The organism is Pseudonocardia sp. NPDC049635 (assembly GCF_040659795.1).
Taxonomy (GTDB): domain Bacteria; phylum Actinomycetota; class Actinomycetes; order Mycobacteriales; family Pseudonocardiaceae; genus Pseudonocardia.
In genome coordinates, this window is sequence record NZ_JBFAON010000006.1 from 135,494 (window position 1) to 152,191 (window position 16,698).

At 73.7% G+C, this 16,698-nt stretch carries 18 protein-coding genes; 12 read left to right on the forward strand and 6 right to left on the reverse strand.

Annotated elements, in window-relative coordinates:
- Positions 1-17: 17 nt before the first annotated feature.
- Positions 18-3,053: a bifunctional [glutamine synthetase] adenylyltransferase/[glutamine synthetase]-adenylyl-L-tyrosine phosphorylase gene (locus tag AB0J24_RS10230; protein ID WP_358678447.1), complete on the forward strand. Its 3,036-nt coding sequence runs from the start codon at positions 18-20 to the stop codon at positions 3,051-3,053.
- Here AB0J24_RS10230 and AB0J24_RS10235 read toward each other — a convergent pair.
- Positions 3,035-3,976, reverse strand: coding sequence for a MerR family transcriptional regulator (locus tag AB0J24_RS10235; RefSeq protein ID WP_358678450.1), 942 nt, complete (start codon positions 3,974-3,976; stop codon positions 3,035-3,037). The two genes, AB0J24_RS10230 and AB0J24_RS10235, sit on opposite strands and share 19 nt — an antisense overlap.
- On the opposite strand from AB0J24_RS10235, the gene AB0J24_RS10240 reads away from it, so the two are divergent.
- The 4 genes from AB0J24_RS10240 to AB0J24_RS10255 are packed head-to-tail and all read left to right on the forward strand — an operon-like array spanning position 3,950 to position 6,564.
- Positions 3,950-4,903 carry a TIGR03619 family F420-dependent LLM class oxidoreductase gene (locus tag AB0J24_RS10240; protein ID WP_358678452.1) on the forward strand — a complete coding sequence of 318 codons (954 nt, stop codon included), beginning with the start codon at positions 3,950-3,952 and terminating at the stop codon, positions 4,901-4,903. The two genes, AB0J24_RS10235 and AB0J24_RS10240, sit on opposite strands and share 27 nt — an antisense overlap.
- A 30-nt stretch (positions 4,904-4,933) precedes the next feature.
- A complete protein-coding gene (locus AB0J24_RS10245; RefSeq protein ID WP_358678455.1) occupies positions 4,934-5,647 on the forward strand; it encodes a M50 family metallopeptidase in 714 nt (237 codons plus the stop codon).
- A gap of 25 nt (positions 5,648-5,672) precedes the next feature.
- Positions 5,673-6,095 carry a nitroreductase family deazaflavin-dependent oxidoreductase gene (locus AB0J24_RS10250; protein WP_358678457.1) on the forward strand — a complete coding sequence of 141 codons (423 nt, stop codon included), beginning with the start codon at positions 5,673-5,675 and terminating at the stop codon, positions 6,093-6,095.
- Positions 6,096-6,129: 34 nt separating this feature from the next.
- Entirely contained in the window at positions 6,130-6,564 is a 435-nt protein-coding gene (locus AB0J24_RS10255; RefSeq protein WP_358678460.1) for a heme-binding protein, read from the forward strand.
- Between the two features lie 316 nt (positions 6,565-6,880).
- Here the strand turns inward: AB0J24_RS10255 and AB0J24_RS10260 are convergent, their stop codons facing one another.
- On the reverse strand, positions 6,881-7,966 hold the full coding sequence (locus tag AB0J24_RS10260) for a 2-oxoglutarate and iron-dependent oxygenase domain-containing protein (RefSeq protein ID WP_358678462.1): 1,086 nt from the start codon (positions 7,964-7,966) through the stop codon (positions 6,881-6,883).
- 217 nt (positions 7,967-8,183) lie between these two features.
- Here AB0J24_RS10260 and AB0J24_RS10265 point away from each other — a divergent pair, with 217 nt between their 5' ends.
- The 5 genes from AB0J24_RS10265 (at position 8,184) to AB0J24_RS10285 (ending at position 10,754) form a co-directional block, all read left to right on the forward strand.
- Entirely contained in the window at positions 8,184-8,450 is a 267-nt protein-coding gene (locus tag AB0J24_RS10265; protein WP_358678465.1) for a GlsB/YeaQ/YmgE family stress response membrane protein, read from the forward strand.
- A gap of 150 nt (positions 8,451-8,600) precedes the next feature.
- Positions 8,601-8,732 (forward strand): hypothetical protein, encoded by a 132-nt coding sequence (locus AB0J24_RS10270; protein WP_358678468.1) that lies wholly within the window; start codon positions 8,601-8,603, stop codon positions 8,730-8,732.
- Complete coding sequence (locus tag AB0J24_RS10275) at positions 8,725-10,020, forward strand: isochorismate synthase (RefSeq protein ID WP_358678471.1); 1,296 nt, start codon at positions 8,725-8,727, stop codon at positions 10,018-10,020. The genes AB0J24_RS10270 and AB0J24_RS10275 overlap by 8 nt, the downstream gene beginning before the upstream one ends.
- 240 nt (positions 10,021-10,260) lie before the next feature.
- Positions 10,261-10,602, forward strand: a complete 342-nt coding sequence (locus AB0J24_RS10280) for a siderophore-interacting protein (RefSeq protein WP_358678474.1) — start codon at positions 10,261-10,263, stop codon at positions 10,600-10,602.
- Positions 10,500-10,754: a hypothetical protein gene (locus AB0J24_RS10285; protein WP_358678770.1), complete on the forward strand. Its 255-nt coding sequence runs from the start codon at positions 10,500-10,502 to the stop codon at positions 10,752-10,754. Before AB0J24_RS10280 ends, AB0J24_RS10285 begins: the two co-directional genes overlap by 103 nt.
- Positions 10,755-10,875: 121 nt before the next feature.
- Here the strand turns inward: AB0J24_RS10285 and glnA are convergent, their stop codons facing one another.
- The gene (gene glnA / locus AB0J24_RS10290; protein ID WP_358678477.1) at positions 10,876-12,297 is read right to left on the reverse strand and encodes a type I glutamate--ammonia ligase; all 1,422 of its coding nucleotides are present in this window, start codon (positions 12,295-12,297) and stop codon (positions 10,876-10,878) included.
- A 184-nt stretch (positions 12,298-12,481) separates the two neighbouring features.
- Between glnA and AB0J24_RS10295 the strand changes: the two genes are divergently transcribed.
- Complete coding sequence (locus tag AB0J24_RS10295; RefSeq protein ID WP_358678480.1) at positions 12,482-12,955, forward strand: RDD family protein; 474 nt, start codon at positions 12,482-12,484, stop codon at positions 12,953-12,955.
- Between the two features lie 37 nt (positions 12,956-12,992).
- Here AB0J24_RS10295 and AB0J24_RS10300 read toward each other — a convergent pair whose 3' ends face one another.
- From AB0J24_RS10300 to AB0J24_RS10310, 3 genes are read right to left on the reverse strand one after another with little or no spacing between them, the layout of a single operon-like run.
- Positions 12,993-13,730 (reverse strand): DUF4191 domain-containing protein, encoded by a 738-nt coding sequence (locus AB0J24_RS10300; protein ID WP_358678482.1) that lies wholly within the window; start codon positions 13,728-13,730, stop codon positions 12,993-12,995.
- A 46-nt stretch (positions 13,731-13,776) separates the two neighbouring features.
- A complete protein-coding gene (lipA, locus tag AB0J24_RS10305) occupies positions 13,777-14,781 on the reverse strand; it encodes a lipoyl synthase (protein WP_358678485.1) in 1,005 nt (334 codons plus the stop codon).
- Complete coding sequence (locus tag AB0J24_RS10310; protein ID WP_358678488.1) at positions 14,778-15,704, reverse strand: SDR family NAD(P)-dependent oxidoreductase; 927 nt, start codon at positions 15,702-15,704, stop codon at positions 14,778-14,780. The genes lipA and AB0J24_RS10310 overlap by 4 nt, the downstream gene beginning before the upstream one ends.
- Positions 15,705-15,740: 36 nt before the next feature.
- Here AB0J24_RS10310 and AB0J24_RS10315 point away from each other — a divergent pair, with 36 nt between their 5' ends.
- Complete coding sequence (locus AB0J24_RS10315) at positions 15,741-16,679, forward strand: LLM class F420-dependent oxidoreductase (RefSeq protein WP_358678491.1); 939 nt, start codon at positions 15,741-15,743, stop codon at positions 16,677-16,679.
- Positions 16,680-16,698 lie beyond the last annotated feature (19 nt).

The following is a 16,698-nucleotide window of genomic DNA, read 5'->3' on the forward strand; positions in this document are numbered from 1 at the left end:
GGGCAGGATCGACGACCGTGATGGAGCGGCGCACGGGGACCTCGCTGGCCCGGCTGGGCCTGACCGGACCGGACGCGGGGGAGACCCTGCGGACGCTCGGCTGGTGGACGGGTGACGGCCCCGCCGCCGGTTGCGAGGAGATCATGTGGGCGCTCGCCCGCAGCCCCGACCAGAACCTGGCGCTGCGTGCCGTCGAGCGGCTCGCGCAGACCCCGCCCTGGCCGCAGATCGACCGGGCCCTGCGCACCGACCGCGGTCTGCGCGGACGGCTGTTCGCGACACTGGGGTCCTCGACGGTGCTCGGAGACCACCTGATCACCCATCCGGACCGGTGGGAGCTGCTCGCCGACACCCCGGACCGCCGGAACCCGCCGCCGGACCTGCCCCGGCGCACGGCGAACCTGCTGCGTGCGGTCGGCGCCGACCCGGCGTCGCCACCCCCGGGAACCCCGGGGGGCGCCCGCGCCACCCGCACCGGCACCGAGGCGGTGGCCGCGCTGCGCTCCGCCTACCGCGACGAGCTGCTCGGGCTGGCCTCGGCCGATCTCGCCGCGGTCGGCGACCCGGCACTGCCGGTGATGGAGGTCGACGACGTCGCCGCCCAGCTCGCCGACCTGGCCGAGGCGGCGCTGACGGCGGCACTGGCGGTCGCGGTCGCGGAGCAGGACCCCCCGGACGAGCTGCGGCTGGCGATCATCGGTCTCGGCAAGTGCGGGGGCCGGGAGCTGAACTACGTCTCCGACGTCGACGTCGTGTTCGTGGCCGAGCCCGGGGGGGAGCTGACCCAGCCGGCGACGAAGCTCGCCGCGCGGGTGATGCGGGTCGCCGGGGAGGCCTGCTTCGAGGTGGACGCGAACCTGCGCCCGGAGGGCCGCCAGGGTGCGCTCGTCCGGACCCTCGACGGGCACGTGACCTACTACAAGCGCTGGGCGAAGACCTGGGAGTTCCAGGCGCTGCTCAAGGCCCGACCGATCGCCGGCGACCCCGATCTGGGCCGGGCCTACGTCGACGCGCTGGCCCCGATGGTCTGGCAGGTCTCGACCCGCGACGACTTCGTCGCCGAGGTGCAGGCCATGCGCGCCCGCGTCGTCGAGAACATCCCGTCCGACCAGCGCGAACGCGAGCTGAAACTGGGCCGCGGCGGGCTGCGCGACGTCGAGTTCGCGGTCCAGCTGCTGCAGCTCGTGCACGGCCGCAGCGACGAGACGCTGCACTCGGGCACCACCCTGGTCGCGCTCGCCGCGCTGTCGGCGGGCGGTTACGTCGGGCGCGACGACGGCGCCAACCTCGCCGCGTCGTACCGGTTCCTGCGGTTGCTGGAGCACCGGCTGCAGCTGCAGAAGCTGCGCCGCACCCACCTGCTGCCCGCCGCCGACGACACCGACGCGCTGCGCTGGCTGGCCCGTGCGGCCCGGATCCGGCCGGACGGCCGGCGCGACGTCGTCGGGGTGCTGGTCGCGGAGTGGCAGCGCAACGCGCGGCGGGTCAGCCGGCTGCACGAGAAGCTGTTCTACCGGCCGCTGCTGTCCGCGGTCTCCCGGCTCGCGGGGGAGGAGGCGGACGCCGTCCTGTCGCCGGACGCGGCGAAGGCGCGGCTGAAGGCGCTCGGCTGGGTGTCCCCGGAGGGTGCGCTCGGGCACCTGCGGGCGCTCACCGGCGGGGTGTCGCGGGCCGCGTCGATCCAGCGCGCGCTGCTGCCGGTGCTGCTCGACGAGCTGTCCCACAGCCCGGACCCGGACCGGGGCCTGCTCGCCTACCGGCGGGTGTCCGAGGCGCTCGCCGCGACCCCGTGGTACCTGCGGTTGCTGCGTGACGAGGGCGCGGTCGCCCAGCGCCTGATGATCCTGCTCGGGACGTCCGCGCTGGTCCCGGACCTGCTGCAGCGGGCGCCGGAGGTGCTGCGGATGCTGACCACCTCCTCCGGGGGACAGAGCCCGGAGCTCACCCGGGACCCGGGCGAGGTGTCGGTGGCGCTGCGCACGACCGTCGCCCGGCAGGCGTCGCCGGAGTCGGCGGTGGCCTCGGCACGGTCCTACCGGCGGCACGAGATGCTCCGCATCGCCTGCGCCGACCTGCTGGGTCTGCTCGACGTCGAGGCGGTGTGCGCGGCGCTGAACTCGGTGAACGAGGCCGTGATCGCCTCGACGCTGGACGCCGTGCTCCGGGCGGAACAGGAGCGGCCCGCCGCCCTGTCGGTGATCGGGATGGGCCGCCTCGGCGGCGGCGAGTCCAGCTACGGCAGCGACGCGGACGTCATGTTCGTCTGCGAGCCGGCCGAGGGCGTCACCGACCACGACGCCGTCCGGTGGGCCACCCGGGTGGTGGAGAAGGTGCGCAGGCTGCTGGGGTCGCCCAGCCCCGATCCGGCGCTCCCGGTGGACGCCGACCTGCGGCCGGAGGGCCGGTCCGGCCCGATGGTGCGGACGCTGGCCTCCTACCGCGAGTACTACGCCCGGTGGGGCGAGGTGTGGGAGGCCCAGGCGCTGCTGCGGGCCCGGCCGATCGCCGGGGACCGCGCACTGGGCCGGGAGTTCACCGCCCTGATCGATCCCATCCGCTACCCGGTCGACGGGCTCGCGGATTCCTCGGTCGCCGAGATCCGGCGGATCAAGGCACGGGTGGACGCCGAGCGCCTGCCGCGCGGCGCGGACCGGTCCACCCACACCAAGCTGGGGCTCGGCGGGCTCGCGGACGTGGAGTGGACGGTGCAGCTGCTGCAGCTGCAGCACGCCGGTGACCTGCCGGAGCTGCGGACCACCTCGACCCTGGAGGGCCTGCGGGAGGCCGCCGAGGCCGGCCTGATCGACGTCGGCGACGCCCGCGAGCTCGAGGAGGGCTGGCGTGCCGCGACCAGTGCGCGGAACGCGATCATGCTGGTGAAGGGCAAGCCCGGCGACCAGCTCCCGCGTTCGGGGCGGGAGCTGGCCGCGGTCGCCGCCGCGCTCGGCTATCCGGCGGGCGGCGACCCGGGGGTGTTCCTCGACGACTACCGGCGCACGACCCGGCGGGCCCGCGCCGTCGTCGAGCGGGTGTTCTACGGCTGGGAGTCCTGAGCGCGCAGCGCCGCCGCGAACCACTCGAACGCCGGGACCGACGGCTCCCGGGCCGGCCAGCCGTTGAGGACGCCGAGCAGCGCCCAGTAGCGCTCGACCCGCCGGTCGGCGAACAGGTCGACGCTGTCCGCGGCGGCGGCCCGGCCGGCGGCGTCCGGCACGGCGCCGTCGAAGATCCGTCCGAGCACCTGCTCGGCCTGCGCCGAGCCCGGTGCCACGCCGGCGGCCCGGGCGGCCCCGGCGTGCTCGATCACCGCCGCCGGGTCGGTGAGCCGCTCCCGGTGCTCGGGTGCGGTCGCCCCGGCGACGGCCATCTCCCGGCAGCGGGCCGCGAAGTCCGGGTCCCGGACCAGTTCGGCCAGCTCCACCCAGGCGCCGACCTGCTCCGGGGTCGGGTCGTCGGGCAGCTCGGCGGGCAGGCTGCGCATGCCGGTGGCGATACCGGCGCCGGGGGCGTCGTCCGGGATCCCGGCGAACGCCCGGTCGACGAACTCGTCGATCAGGTGCTGCCGCTCGGCGGCGGACAGCCGCGCGAGATCGTTCATCAGGGTCACGCTCCTCTCATCGGGTTCGGTGCCGGTCCTGGCCAGCAGCACGCACACCGCGCGCTGCGCCTTCAGCTCTCGGATCCGGCTCTCCAGGGCCCGCACGTGCGCCTGCGCCACCTCGCCGACTCCCCGGCGGCGGGTCAGCACCGCGCGCACGTCGCCCAGGCCCAGACCCAGCTCGCGCAGGGTCCGGACCAGGTCGAGCCGGGCCACGGCGACCGCGTCGTACATCCGGTGGCCCGATGCGTTCCGGTCGGAGGGCACCAGGCCCTCGTCCGACCAGAAGCGGATCGTGCGTACCGGCAGCCCGGTTCGCTGGGCCAACTGGCCGATCGTCAGCGACACGGGATGATCACTGGTGTGCGGTGCGGTCACGGGAACAGCGTCGCGGGTTCCAGCCACTGGAGGTCAAGTGCGAATCGGATTCGGTCTGCCGCAGTTCGGGGCGGCCGCGGCCAGGGCCGACGAGACGATGCGGTTCGCCGCGGGGGCCGAGGAGCTCGGGCGGCGAGTCTGTGGGCCGGTGACCGGCTGCTCGCGGCGGTCGAACCGTCGGTCGGCTACGGCGGTTCCGACACGGTGCCCGAGGTGTTCCGGGCCTCGCTCGATCCGCTCGCGCTGCTGACCGCGGCGGCCGCCGTCACCACCAGGGTGCAGCTGGGCACCAGCACGCTCAACGCGCCCTGGTACCCGCCTGCGGTGCTGGCCCGGCACGCGCTGACCGTGGACCGGGTGTCCGGCGGGCGGTTGCTGCTGGGCCTGGGGACGGGCTGGTCGCCGGAGGAGTACGCCGCGGTCGGCGTCCCGATGGCCGAGCGCGGTGACCGGCTCGACGAGGCGCTCGACGTGCTCGACACCTGGTGGAACGACGACCCGGTCGCCCACGACGGCCCGACCGCCACCATCGCGCCGTCGCACGTGCGGGTGAAGCCGCACGGCATCCCGGTCTACCTGGCCGGGTGGGCGCCACGGGCGCGCCGCCGGATCGCGCGGCGCGCCGACGGGTTCCTGCCGGTGGTGACGCCGGGGGTCCGGGATCTGGACGCGGCCGTCGCGCGGCCGTGGGCGGAGCTGCGCGCCGCGGCGGCCGAGGCCGGGCGCGATCCCGCCGCGATCGGCGCGGTGCTCCGGGTCAACCTGCCGCCGGGGTCGACGGTCGCCGATGCCGCGTCGACGCTGTGCCGGGTCCGCGACGAGACCGAGGTCCCGCACGCCTTCGTCGACCTGATGTACCTGCCGGGCGCCGCCGCGGGCGGGGGCGCCGCGCTGCGTGTCGCGGAGGAGGTGCTGGCCGCCGTCTGAGGAGGGCTCCGGCACTGGTTCACTGGTCGGGTGGCCCCCCTGGAGCTGATCACGCGAGGCTACGAGCTGCTCGCCGCGCGGCCGGCGTCGCTGCTGGCGGCGGCGCTCGCACTGGTGGTGGTCGCCTGGCGGCCGACCTGGCGGCTGACCCGGACCGCGGTGACCATCGCGCACGAGGGCGGCCACGCGCTGGTCGCGGTGCTGGTCGGGCGCGGGCTGGCCGGTATCCGGCTGCATGCCGACTCCTCGGGCGTCACCTACTCCACCGGTGCCGGTCGTGGCCCGGGGGTGGTCGTGATGTTCCTCGCCGGCTACCTCTTCCCGCCGCTGCTCGGCCTCGGTGGCGCCGTGCTGGTCGGTGCCGACGCCGCGGGCGCGATGCTGTGGATCGGGGCGGCGTTGCTGGCCGCCACGCTGCTGCAGATCCGCAACGTCTACGGCGGGCTCGCCGTCGTCGCCACCGGCGCGCTGCTGGTACTGGTCGCGGTGCGGGCCGAGGAGGACCTGCGGACCGGTTTCGCCGCGGCGCTGAGCTGGTTCCTCCTGTTCGGCGGGGTGAAAGCATGCGTGGAGCTGCGCCGCGGCCGCCGTGGCGGGCGGTTGCGGCACTCCGACGCCGACCGGCTCGCCGAGCTGACCCCGCTGTCCGGTGGCGTGTGGGCGGCGTTCTTCGTGCTCGTCTCGGTCGCGGCGACGGTGACCGCGGGATGGGTGGTGTTCGCTCCGGGCGGCGCCCCGGCGTGACGCGTTCCGTGGTGAGATCACCGGCATGGCAGAGGACTTCAACAGCCGTGTGCTCCGCGAGTTCCGGGAGAACGACGGGAAGGTCGGTGAGCCGTTCACCGGCCTGCCGATGATCCTGGTCCACCACGTGGGCGCCAGGAGCGGCATCGAGCGCGTGACCCCGCTGCGCTGGTTCGCCGACGGTGACCGGTACGTCGTCGTCGCGTCGAAGGGCGGCGCGCCGGAGCACCCGGCCTGGTACCACAACCTGAAGGCCCACCCGGACGTCGTCGTGGAGGTCTCGGACGGCGCGGGTCAGGTCGCGACGAAGCAGGTCCGGGCGAGCGAGCTCCCGGGTGACGAACGGGACCGGATCTGGACCTGGATCAAGGAGAACAACGGCGGCTTCGCCGACTACGAGCGGGCCACCGACCGGACGATCCCGCTGGTCGCACTCACCCCGCGCTGAGCGTCCGCGCACCGGTGATGGCAGGGTGCCGGTCATGACGATCACCCTGGAGCAGGCACAGACCATCACCGCCGCGGCGTTGCGGTACGGCACCGAGCAGGGCTTCAACCCGCTGACGGTCGCGGTGCTCGACCCGGGCGGTGCGATCGTCGCGCTGGCCCGTCAGGACGGGTCCGGTTTCCTGCGTCCCGATCTCGCGGTCGGGAAGGCGAGCGGGGTGTTGGCCCTGGGGATGACCAACCGGGCCATCGCGGCGCGCGCCGCCGACTCGCCGGAGTTCTTCACCTCGGTCGCCAACCTGGCCGGCGGGAAGATCCTCTCGGTGCCGGGGGGTGTGTTCGTGAAGGACGCCTCCGGCGCGCTGCTCGGCGCGGTCGGCGTGACCGGTGACGCGTCGCTGAACGACGAGGCGGCCGCTGTGGCCGGGATCGAGGCCGCCGGGCTGGTGGCCGTGACCGGAGCCGAGTAGGGGCACGGCGGCCCCAGGGACGAGCCGCACCCCCGGGCGACGAGGTCAGCCCGGGGGCGCGGAGGGGACACGATCCTGCCGCCGAGGAAGGATCGTGCACGTGCGTGGGCGCGCGGGTGCGGTGCGGCGCGCAGGTCATCGCGTGGTGGTGGCCGGGACGAATGCCAACGGCCCCGTCACGCCTCGTGGCCGAGCCACGCTTCGTGATCAGGCGGTTACAGCCGTCACACGGTGTGACGTGGAACACGGTACCTGCGAGTCAACCAGCCTGCCCTGCCCCCTGTCAACGCCTCCGCGGGCGCGGTCCGCGAGCGGATCACTGGACCGATTCTGCGTCCACCGTACCCCGGGCGGCCCGCACAAGATCAGGGTGGTGCCGGGCCGCCACCTCGGGATGCGAACGCAGCCATCCCTTGAGCGCGTTGTCCCCGAAGCGGGGCAGCAACGCGTTCTGCGCCGTCTCGTGCACCCCCGGTGCCTGCGCCGCCAGGTCGGGGGGCAGCGGCACCGGATCGAGGCGGGCGTCGAGCCGGGGGGACCAGAAGAACCCGACCGACTGCCGGGTGGCCCCGGGGCCGCAGGCCAGCACCCGGTGCGGGGTGGCGACCAGGTAGCCGTCGGTCGCGACCTCCAGCATCTCGCCGACGTTGACGACCAGCGAGTCGCCGTGCGGTGGGACGTCCACCCAGTCGGACCCGGGCGGGCGTGCCTGGAGCCCGCTCGCCGGGCCGTCCGGGTCCTGCAGCAGCAGGGTCAGGAAGCCCCAGTCGGCGTGCGGTCCGACGCCCTGCGCGTCCGGTGCGAGCTCCGCACCGTCCGGCGGGCCGACGTAGCGGATGACCTTGCCGAACCAGTGCGGTTCACCGGTGAACAGCGGATCGAAGTGGTCCTCGGGCAGTCCGAGCCCGGCGGCCAGTGCCCTGGTCAGCTCGGTGGCGACCCGCGACATGAGCTCGGCCCAGTCGTGCGCCCGTGCGCGCAGTTGCGGGACGGAGTCGTCGGGCCAGCGGTTGGGTCCCTCGAGTAGTCGGTACGGCTCGTCCCACTCGGCGCGGGGCCGGGCGGGGAGCTCCGGGCCGAAGTCGATCTGCTCACGGGCGTCCGGCCGGCCGGCGGTGATCTCGTGGCCCAGCCGGGTGTAGCCGCGGAAGTGCGGCGACTCCCGGTTGTCCAGTGTCAGGCGTTGCTCCGGAGGCAGGTCGAAGAACGCGCCCGCTGCCGCCATCAGCTCCCTGACCTGGCCGGGCGCGGCACCGAATCCGTGCAGGCGCAGGAAACCGATGTGGTGCAGAGCCTCCCGCAGGGCGGTCGTGAACGCGGGGTCGAACCTCCCGTCCGGGCGGCGTGCGCGGTCCAGCGCGAGCGCGGGGACGGGGTCGTTCGCCGTGGTCAGCCCGGTCATGGACACCATCCTCCCCGGCTCGCGCCTCCGGGACGACCCTCCTCTCGATCCGGGGACCCCGAATCGGGTATCCAGGGGCGTTTCCTGCATGCCAGGTCCGGTCGGGGGGTTTACTCTCGGCGACGTTTCGATCGGCGTTCCACTGGTCACTCCATGTCAGCTCGGACCAGTGATCATCTGGTCTGTCGTGAGGGCAGACCGGCTAGGGGAGGAAAAGATGGGCATCATCGGATGGATCGTGCTGGGACTGCTCGCAGGAGCTATCGCGAAGGCGATCATGCCGGGTAAGGACCCGGGCGGAATCCTCGTCACGCTCGGCATCGGTGTGGTGGGTGCGCTCGTCGGCGGGTTCCTGGGCAGCGCGATCTTCGGCGTCGGACTGGAGAACTTCTGGAGCTTCCAGACCTGGATCATCGCGATCCTCGGGTCGCTGCTGCTGCTGGGCATCTACCGGGTCGTGATCGGACGCCGCGTCAAGGCCTGACGTCCACGCGCTCACCTGGCTGCTCGCTTCGGCGCCGCTCGGCTCTGCCGGGCGGCGCCGACGTGTGTCCGGGGCCGGGCGCGGGCGCTGCGGGCGGCGCCCGCGCGGATCGCCCACGTCACAGCGTCTCGCTCACTGGAGTCTCCTCACATGTCGACGAACCCGTGTGACGACGCGGGCCGGTTCCCGCTCCGGCCCGCGTCCGCCGAGGTCCCCTCCGGCCGGCCGGCGGCGTCCGCCCCCGCCACCTACCGGGAGCCGCTCGAGCACGTCGGTGGGTGAGATCGGATCCACCGACCCGGCCCTCGACACCGCCGGGCCGGGGTCCGGCCTCGACACCGCCGGGCCGGGGTCCGGCCTCGACACCTCGCACCGGCGGGGGCGTTCCGGTGTCGCGGTTACCGGCGTCCGGCCGGCCCCGTCCCCGCTGCCCGGTTACCGGCCCGGGGACCACTTCTTCTCCTCGCCCTTCGGCAGCCTGCTGGGCCGCGGCACCGCGGTCGCGCCGGGCCACGCCATCGGGCGCACCGACCGGTGGTCCGAGATCGCGTCGTCGCTGCTCACCGCGGCACGCGCCGGTGGGGTCCCCGAACCGATCGTGGTCGGCGCGCTCGGTTTCGATCCGGTCACCCCGCCGCGGCTGCTGGTGCCCCGGCAGGTGTACCGGGGAGGTCCGCCGCGGTGGCTGCCCGGTGTCCCACCGGCGCTGCCCGGCCGCTGGCGGGCGGCCCCCACCCCACCGGTCGAGGAGTACCTGGCCGGTGTCGCGGCCGCCGTCCGTGCGATCGGCGCCGGGGAGCTGGAGAAGGTCGTGCTCTCCCGGGCGCTCGACCTGACCGGTGACGGGCCCGTCCCGATCGGTGCACTGCTGCGCAGGCTCGCCGATCGCGAGCCCCGCGGCCACGTGTTCGCCGCCGACGTGTCCGATCCCGCCGAGCCGGGCACCCGGACGCTGGTCGGTGCCAGCCCCGAGCTGCTGGTGTCCCGGCACGGGCGCGCCGTGGTGTCCAATCCGCTCGCCGGTTCCGCCGCGCGTCACCCGGACCCGGTCACCGACCGGGCACGGGCCGCCGCGCTCGCCGCCTCGGAGAAGGACCGGCGGGAGCACCGGGCCGTGGTGGACGACCTCGCGGCCCGGCTGGGCCCGCTCTGCACGGACCTCGTGGTGCCGGCCGAGCCGGTGCTGGTGCGCACGCCGTCGATGTGGCACCTCTCCACCCGGGTCACCGCGACGGTGCGGGACCCGGACACCGGATCGCTCGACATCGCCCAGGCCCTGCACCCCACACCGGCGGTCGGCGGGGTGCCGCTCGCGGCGGCGACGGCGCTGATCGCGGCGGTCGAGGGATACGACCGCCGCTACTACACCGGCGTCGTCGGCTGGACCGACGAGCGCGGTGACGGGGAGTGGGCGATCGCCCTGCGCTGTGCCGAGGTCAGGGGTGCGGCGCTGCGGCTCTATGCGGGCGGCGGCATCGTCGCCGGCTCCGAGCCGGCCGCGGAGCTGGCCGAGACCCGGGCGAAGTTCCGGACCTTCCTCGCCGCCGTCGGGCTGGACGCGGAGCCGTGAGCAGCACGGGAGAAGGGCTCGACCCGCAGGTGGGGTCGCCCGCCGAGGGGGCGCTCCCACCGCTCGGTCCCGGACCGCTGACGACGACGGTGGTGCGGGTCGAGCAGCTGACCCCGCGAACGGTCCGGGTGACCCTGGAGGACCGCGCCGCCCGGTTCGCCGACGCCCGGCCCGGCTCGTACGGGTTGCTGCACGCCCAGGGGATTCCCGGGGCCCGCCCGGTCACCGTGCATCCCGCACGTGGCCAGCGGCGAGCTGGACATCGATCTCGTCGTCCACGACGGGGGCGCGCTCGGCCGCTGGGCGGGCAGCGTCCGCCGCGGTGCCGCCGTCGTCGTCGACGGGCCGCGCGACGTGCCGGAACTCCCGGCGGGCCCGGTGGACTGGACGCTGCTCGTCGCCGACCACCCGGCCCAGCCGGCGCTCGCGGCCCGGGTGGCCGCGCTACGACCGGCGACCGGGCGGTCGCCGTCGCCGTCGTGCCGGACGCGGCGGAGGAGCGGTTGCTGGCGACGGCCGCGGACCTCACGACCGTGTTCGTGCACGCCGGTCACGAGCTGGCGCCGGTGCTGCGGGTGGTGAGGGAGGCCGTGCCGGGGGCCGGCCGGGGCCGGGCCTGGCTGGCGGGGGAGCGGCGCCGGGTGGGCGCGCTGACCGATGCGCTCACCGGGTTCCCGGCCCTGGCCGGACGGTGCGTGGCGGAGCCCTACGGGCAGGAACCGCCTCCTGGGTGAGGCGCCTGCCGGGCACGGCGAAGGCCCGGTGCCCCCGTCGGGTACGGGGGCACCGGGCCTTCGGTGCCGCGGACGTCTCGTGGCGCCCGGCGAGGGCCACCAGGTCAGGCGGCCGGAGCGATCACACGTCGTAGTAGAGCGCGAACTCGTACGGGTGCGGGCGCAGCCGGAGCGGGTCGATCTCGTTCTCCCGCTTGTAGGAGATCCAGGTCTCGATCAGGTCCGGGGTGAACACGCCGCCCTCGAGCAGGTAGTCGTGGTCCTCCTCGAGCTTGTCGATGACCGCCGCCAGGCTGCTCGGGACCTGGGCGATGTCCTTGGCCTCCTCGGGCGGCAGCTCGTAGAGGTCCTTGTCGATCGGCGCGGCCGGCTCGATCTTGTTCTTGATGCCGTCCAGGCCGGCCATCAGCATCGCCGAGAACGCCAGGTACGGGTTGCCGGACGAGTCCGGGCAGCGGAACTCGATGCGCTTGGCCTTGGGGCTGTCCCCGGACAGCGGGATCCGGATGCAGGCCGAGCGGTTCCGGGCCGAGTAGACCAGGTTGACCGGTGCCTCGAAGCCCGGCACCAGGCGGTGGTAGGAGTTCACCGTCGGGTTGGTGAAGGCCAGCAGCGACGGCGCGTGGTGCAGCAGCCCGCCGATGTAGTACCGCGCGGTGTCGGACAGGCCGCCGTAACCGGACTCGTCGTGGAAGAGCGGCTGGCCGTCCTTCCAGAGCGACTGGTGCACGTGCATGCCCGAACCGTTGTCACCGAACAGCGGCTTCGGCATGAAGGTGGCGGTCTTGCCGTTCTGCCACGCCACGTTCTTCACCAGGTACTTGAAGAGCATGATGTCGTCGGCCGCGTGGAGCAGGGTGTTGAACTTGTAGTTGATCTCCGCCTGCCCGGCGGTGCCGACCTCGTGGTGCTCACGCTCCACCTCGAAGCCCGACGCCTGCATCGTGCTCACGATGTCGGCACGCAGGTCGGCGTAGTGGTCGACCGGCGGGACGGGGAAGTACCCGCCCTTGTAGTTGACCTTGTAGCCCAGGTTGCCGCCGGCCTCCTCGCGGCCGGTGTTCCACCAGCCCTCGGCCGAGTCGATGTGGTGGTAGGCCTGGTGCGGGTCGGTGCCGAACCGGATCGAGTCGAAGACGTAGAACTCCGCCTCCGGAGCCATGAAGGCGGTGTCGGCGATGCCCGACGCCGCCAGGTACTCCTCCGCCTTGCGGGCGATGTTGCGCGGGTCACGGGAGTAGGGCTCACCGGTGACCGGGTCGTGCACGAAGAAGTTGACGTTCAGCGTCCGGTGCTTGCGGAACGGATCGAGGCGGGCCGTGGCGGGGTCCGGGAACAGCGCCATGTCGGACTCGTTGATCGCCTGGAAACCGCGGACGGAGGAACCGTCGAACGCGGCGCCGTTCTCCAGGAGGTCGCCGGCCGTCTGGGCGGGGACGGTGAGGTGCTGCATGACGCCGGGCAGGTCGCAGAACCTGATGTCGACGTACTCGACCTTCTCGTCCGAGATGTACTTGAGTACCTCTTCGGCGTTGCTGAACACTCTCTCGGGCTCCTTCGATCGCTGGTGAGATCGTGGGCGACGGTAGGAGTGCCGTGTTGCCCACCCATCACTCACCTGTTTCGCCGGCGTTAACTGCACGGACCGGGACGACGGTCACATTCGTTCCACATGTCCGGTAGCGGCCGACGGCGGCGGTCCCGCTGCGAGGCCTAGGCTAGAAGGCATGGCCCGCTGGATCGAGTCCTGGCTCCCCGGTTCACCCGTCGCCCCCGGCCGGGAGCCGAGCGGGTACCCGGGGCAGCGCTTCGGCCTGCCCGAGACCGGGCACTACTCGGTGGCAGGGCTCGGACGGCGGATCGGCGGCGTGTGCATCGACTGGGCGCTGGCCTACCTGTTGGTGCTGCTCGTCGCCGGCACCGATGCGCTCGGCACCCCCGACTTCAGCTGGGGGGTGCTCGGGGTGTGGTTCGTGATCACCGCGCTCATGGTGTCGGTGTTCGGCATGAGCCCGGGCCACATCGCGCTCGGGATGCGGGTCGCCCGCACCGACATGGCCCACTACGTGGGCATCCCGCGAGCGCTGCTGCGCACCGCCCTGATCGCCCTGGTGGTCCCGCCGTTCATCCGCGACCCGGACGGCCGGGGCTGGCACGACCGGGCCAGTACGACGATCGTGGTGCGTGTGCTGCGCGGCTGAAGCCCAGCCAGCAGCCCAGCAGTCCAGCAGCCGGATCTCAGCGGCGGCGGACGGTGCGCTGGATGCTGCGCATCTTCGCGCCCTGGGGCAGCGGGCCCTTCGGCATGGCGGCGGCCCGGCTGCCGAGCGCGTTGAGCTTGTTCTCCAACGAGTCCATCTCGGCCGCGGAGATGTTGCGCGGCAGCTTCATCAGGTGACGCTGCAGCTTCTTGAGCGGGACCTGGCCCTCGTCGTTGCCGACCACGATGTCGTAGATCGGGGTGCTGCCGGCGACCCGGGCGGTGCGCTTCTTCTCCTGCGCGATGAGGCTCTTCACCCGGTGCGGGGCGCCCTCGGCGACGAAGATGATCCCGGGCCGCCCGATGACCCGGTGCACCGCGTCGAGGTGTGTGGTGCCCGCGATGCCCTGCGTGATCCGCCACTGCCCGCGCATGTTGTCCAACGCCCAGCCCGCCGCGCCCGGCTGCCCCTCGGCCTTGGTGTAGATCGAACGCTGCACCCGGCGCCCGAACACGCTGAACGCTCCCAGCGCGCCGATCATCACGCCGAACGGGACGAAGAACCAGGTCAGCCCGAAGAGCCAGCCGATGAGGGTGATCAGCGCGACGGCACCGACGAAGACCCCGATCATGATCGGGAGGAGCTTCTTGTCCTCCTTGCGCTGCATCTGGAACGCCTGCCAGATCTGCTGGCGGCGCTGCTTCGACGCAGCCTTCTTCGCGGCCTTGCGCGCCTTCTTCTCTTCTGGCGTGGGCTTGCGGGGCTTGCCGGGCATGTGCCCAGCCTACGTCCCCGCCGCGATCAACGGTGCGCGGAGGTGGTCAGCTGCGGGCGAGCAGCGAGCTCGCCTCCTGGGCGGCCGGACCGGACTCGGCGAGGTGCGCCAGATCCGGGTGCAGCTGCTCGCCGCGGTGCGCCACGGTCTGCGCGTAGAGCCGCCCCGCCCGGTACGACGAGCGCACCAGCGGCCCGGCCATCACGCCCGCGAAGCCGATCTCCTCGGCCGTCCTGGAGTGCTCGACGAACTCCTCCGGCTTCACCCAGCGCTCCACCGGGTGGTGCCGCTTGGTGGGGCGCAGGTACTGGGTGATCGTGATGATCTCGCAGCCGGCGGAGTGCAGATCGCGCAGCGCGGCGGTCACCTCGTCCGGGGTCTCGCCCATACCCAGGATCAGGTTGGACTTGGTCACCAGGCCCTTCTCCCGGGCCTTGGTGATCACCTCGAGCGAGCGCTCGTAGCGGAACGCCGGGCGGATCCGCTTGAAGATCCGCGGGACCGTCTCCAGGTTGTGCGCCAGCACCTCGGGGCGGGTGTCGAACACCGGGCCGAGCTGCTCGTCACGCGAGTTGAAGTCCGGGATCAGCAGCTCGACACCGGTGCCCGGGTTCATCTCGTGGATCAGCCGGACGGTCTCGGCGTAGAGCCACGAGCCGCCGTCGTCGAGGTCGTCGCGGGCGACACCGGTCACGGTGGAGTAGCGCAGGCCCATCTGGCGCACCGACTCGGCGACCCGGCGCGGCTCGTCGACGTCGAGCGCCGAGGGCTTGCCGGTGTCGATCTGGCAGAAGTCGCAGCGCCGGGTGCACTGCTCGCCGCCGATCAGGAACGTGGCCTCCCGGTCCTCCCAGCACTCGTAGATGTTGGGGCACCCGGCCTCCTCGCACACCGTGTGCAGGCCGCCGGACCGGACCAGGCCCTTCAGCTCGGTGTACTGCGGACCGGTACGGGCGCGGGTACGGATCCAGGAGGGCTTCCGCTCGATCGGGGTCTCCGAGTTGCGGACCTCGAGGCGGAGCAGCTTGCGGCCTTCGGGTGCGACGGTCACCTCCACACCGTACGCCCGGGGTCCGGTGTGATGCCGGTCGCGGCCGTGGTGATCTCCCACAACCGGCCGGCGAGCACCGGGTCCTGGGCGGCGGCGGAACGCCGTGCCGGACCCGGTGGGCCGTGCAGCTCGGCGGGGCCGGAGGGGCCGAGGTGGTCACCGCCGTGCACCGGGCCGGTCGCGGCCGCCAGCTGAGGTCCGATCCCGTCCTCGACGGGCTGGGTGATCATCCGGTCGAGAACCCCGAACGCGCGGTCCCACCGGGTGCTGCGCCCGCGCCGGCGGAAGGCGTTCTGGATCAGCGACGACTCGGTCATCCCCGGGTGCGCCGACACCGACAGCACCGGGTCCCCGGCGAGTCGCAGCCTGCGGTCCAGCTCCGCGGCGAACAGCAGGTTCGCCAGCTTCGAGGCCCCGTACGCGGCGTTCGGCGAGTACCGCCGGGCCTTCCAGTGCAGGTCGTCGAGGTCGAGCCGGCCGGTCCGGTGCCCGAGGCTCGACGTCGTCACCACCCGGGAGGGCTGCTCGGGGCCGCCCGCGGCCCGTAACGCCGGCATCAGCAGCCAGGTCAGCGCCGCCGGCCCGAGGTGGTTCGTGCCGATCTGCAGCTCGAACCCGTCCGCCGTCTCGGCGCGCGGCCCCATGGCGACACCCGCGTTGTTGATCAGCACGTCGAGCCGGTCACCGGTGCGTTCCCGGATCTCCAGCGCGGCGGCCCGGACCGAGGCGAGATCGGCCAGGTCGAGCAGCACCAGCTCACCGCCCGCCTGCTCGGCGGCGGCCTGCCCCCGTACGGCGTCGCGGGCCGTCATCAGCACCCGGGCACCGGCCCCGGCGAGGGCGCCGGAGAGCGCACGGCCGAGCCCGGACGTCGTGCCGGTGACGAGGACCGTGCGGGAGCGGAGGTCGGGGAGCGGTTGCACGGCAGGGACGGTAGCGGGCGGCTAGCGTCCACCGCCGTGGACTTCCGGATCTTCACCGAGCCCCAGCAGGGGGCGACCTACTCCGATCTGCTGCGGGTGGCGCGTACCGCCCAGGACGCCGGATACGACGGCTTCTTCCGCTCCGACCACTTCCTCGCGATGGGTGACGGTGCCGGACCGCCCGGCCCCACCGACGCCTGGGTGACGCTGGCCGCTCTCGGCCGCGAGACGGAGCGGATCCGGCTCGGCACGCTCGTCACCAGCGCGACGTTCCGCTACCCGGGCCCGCTCGCCGTCGCCGTCGCCCAGGCGGACGAGATGTCCGGCGGCCGGATCGAGCTGGGCCTGGGTGCGGGGTGGTACGAGGCCGAGCACGCGGCGTTCGCGATCCCGTTCCCGCCGCTCGGGCAGCGCTTCGAGATGCTGACCGAGCAGCTGGAGATCCTCACCGGGCTGTGGTCGACACCGCCGGGCGGCCGGTTCGACCATCAGGGGAGGCACTACTCGGTCACCGCGTCGCCGGCGCTGCCGCGGCCCGTCCAGGACCCGCCGCCGATCATCGTCGGGGGCAAGGGGAAGCGGCGCACCCCCGCACTGGCGGCCCGGTTCGCCTCCGAGTTCAACGTGCCGTTCGAACAGCCGGAGATCGTCGCGGAACAGTTCGGACGGGTGCGGCAGGCCTGCCGGGCGATCGACCGGGACCCGGCCGGGCTGACCTGGTCGGTCGCCCAGGTGCTCTGCCTCGGCGGTGACGACAGCGAGGTCGCCCGCCGGGCCGCCGCGATCGGCCGGGACGCCGCCGAGGTGCGCCGCAACGGCCTGGCAGGCACCCCGGGCGAGGTCGTCGACCGGCTCGGCGCCTGGGCGGAGCGGACCGGCGTGAGCCGGGTCTACCTGCAGATCCTGGATCTGACCGATCTCGCCCACATCGAGCAGTTCGCCGCCGAGGTCGTCCCGCAGCTGACCGGCAGCTGAGACCATCCGTCCGGCCCGA

Excerpts from the sequence above, each read along its gene's own strand:
- AB0J24_RS10240 (WP_358678452.1), top strand. The coding sequence starts at position 3,950 with ATGATCACTGGTGTGCGGTGCGGTCACGGGAACAGCGTCGCGGGTTCC.
- AB0J24_RS10270 (WP_358678468.1), top strand. The coding sequence starts at position 8,601 with ATGTCGACGAACCCGTGTGACGACGCGGGCCGGTTCCCGCTCCGGCCC.
- AB0J24_RS10260 (WP_358678462.1), bottom strand. The coding sequence starts at position 7,966 with ATGACCGGGCTGACCACGGCGAACGACCCCGTCCCCGCGCTCGCGCTG.
- AB0J24_RS10265 (WP_358678465.1), top strand. The coding sequence starts at position 8,184 with ATGGGCATCATCGGATGGATCGTGCTGGGACTGCTCGCAGGAGCTATC.
- AB0J24_RS10295 (WP_358678480.1), top strand. The coding sequence starts at position 12,482 with ATGGCCCGCTGGATCGAGTCCTGGCTCCCCGGTTCACCCGTCGCCCCC.
- AB0J24_RS10250 (WP_358678457.1), top strand. The coding sequence starts at position 5,673 with ATGGCAGAGGACTTCAACAGCCGTGTGCTCCGCGAGTTCCGGGAGAAC.
- AB0J24_RS10255 (WP_358678460.1), top strand. The coding sequence starts at position 6,130 with ATGACGATCACCCTGGAGCAGGCACAGACCATCACCGCCGCGGCGTTG.
- AB0J24_RS10300 (WP_358678482.1), bottom strand. The coding sequence starts at position 13,730 with ATGCCCGGCAAGCCCCGCAAGCCCACGCCAGAAGAGAAGAAGGCGCGC.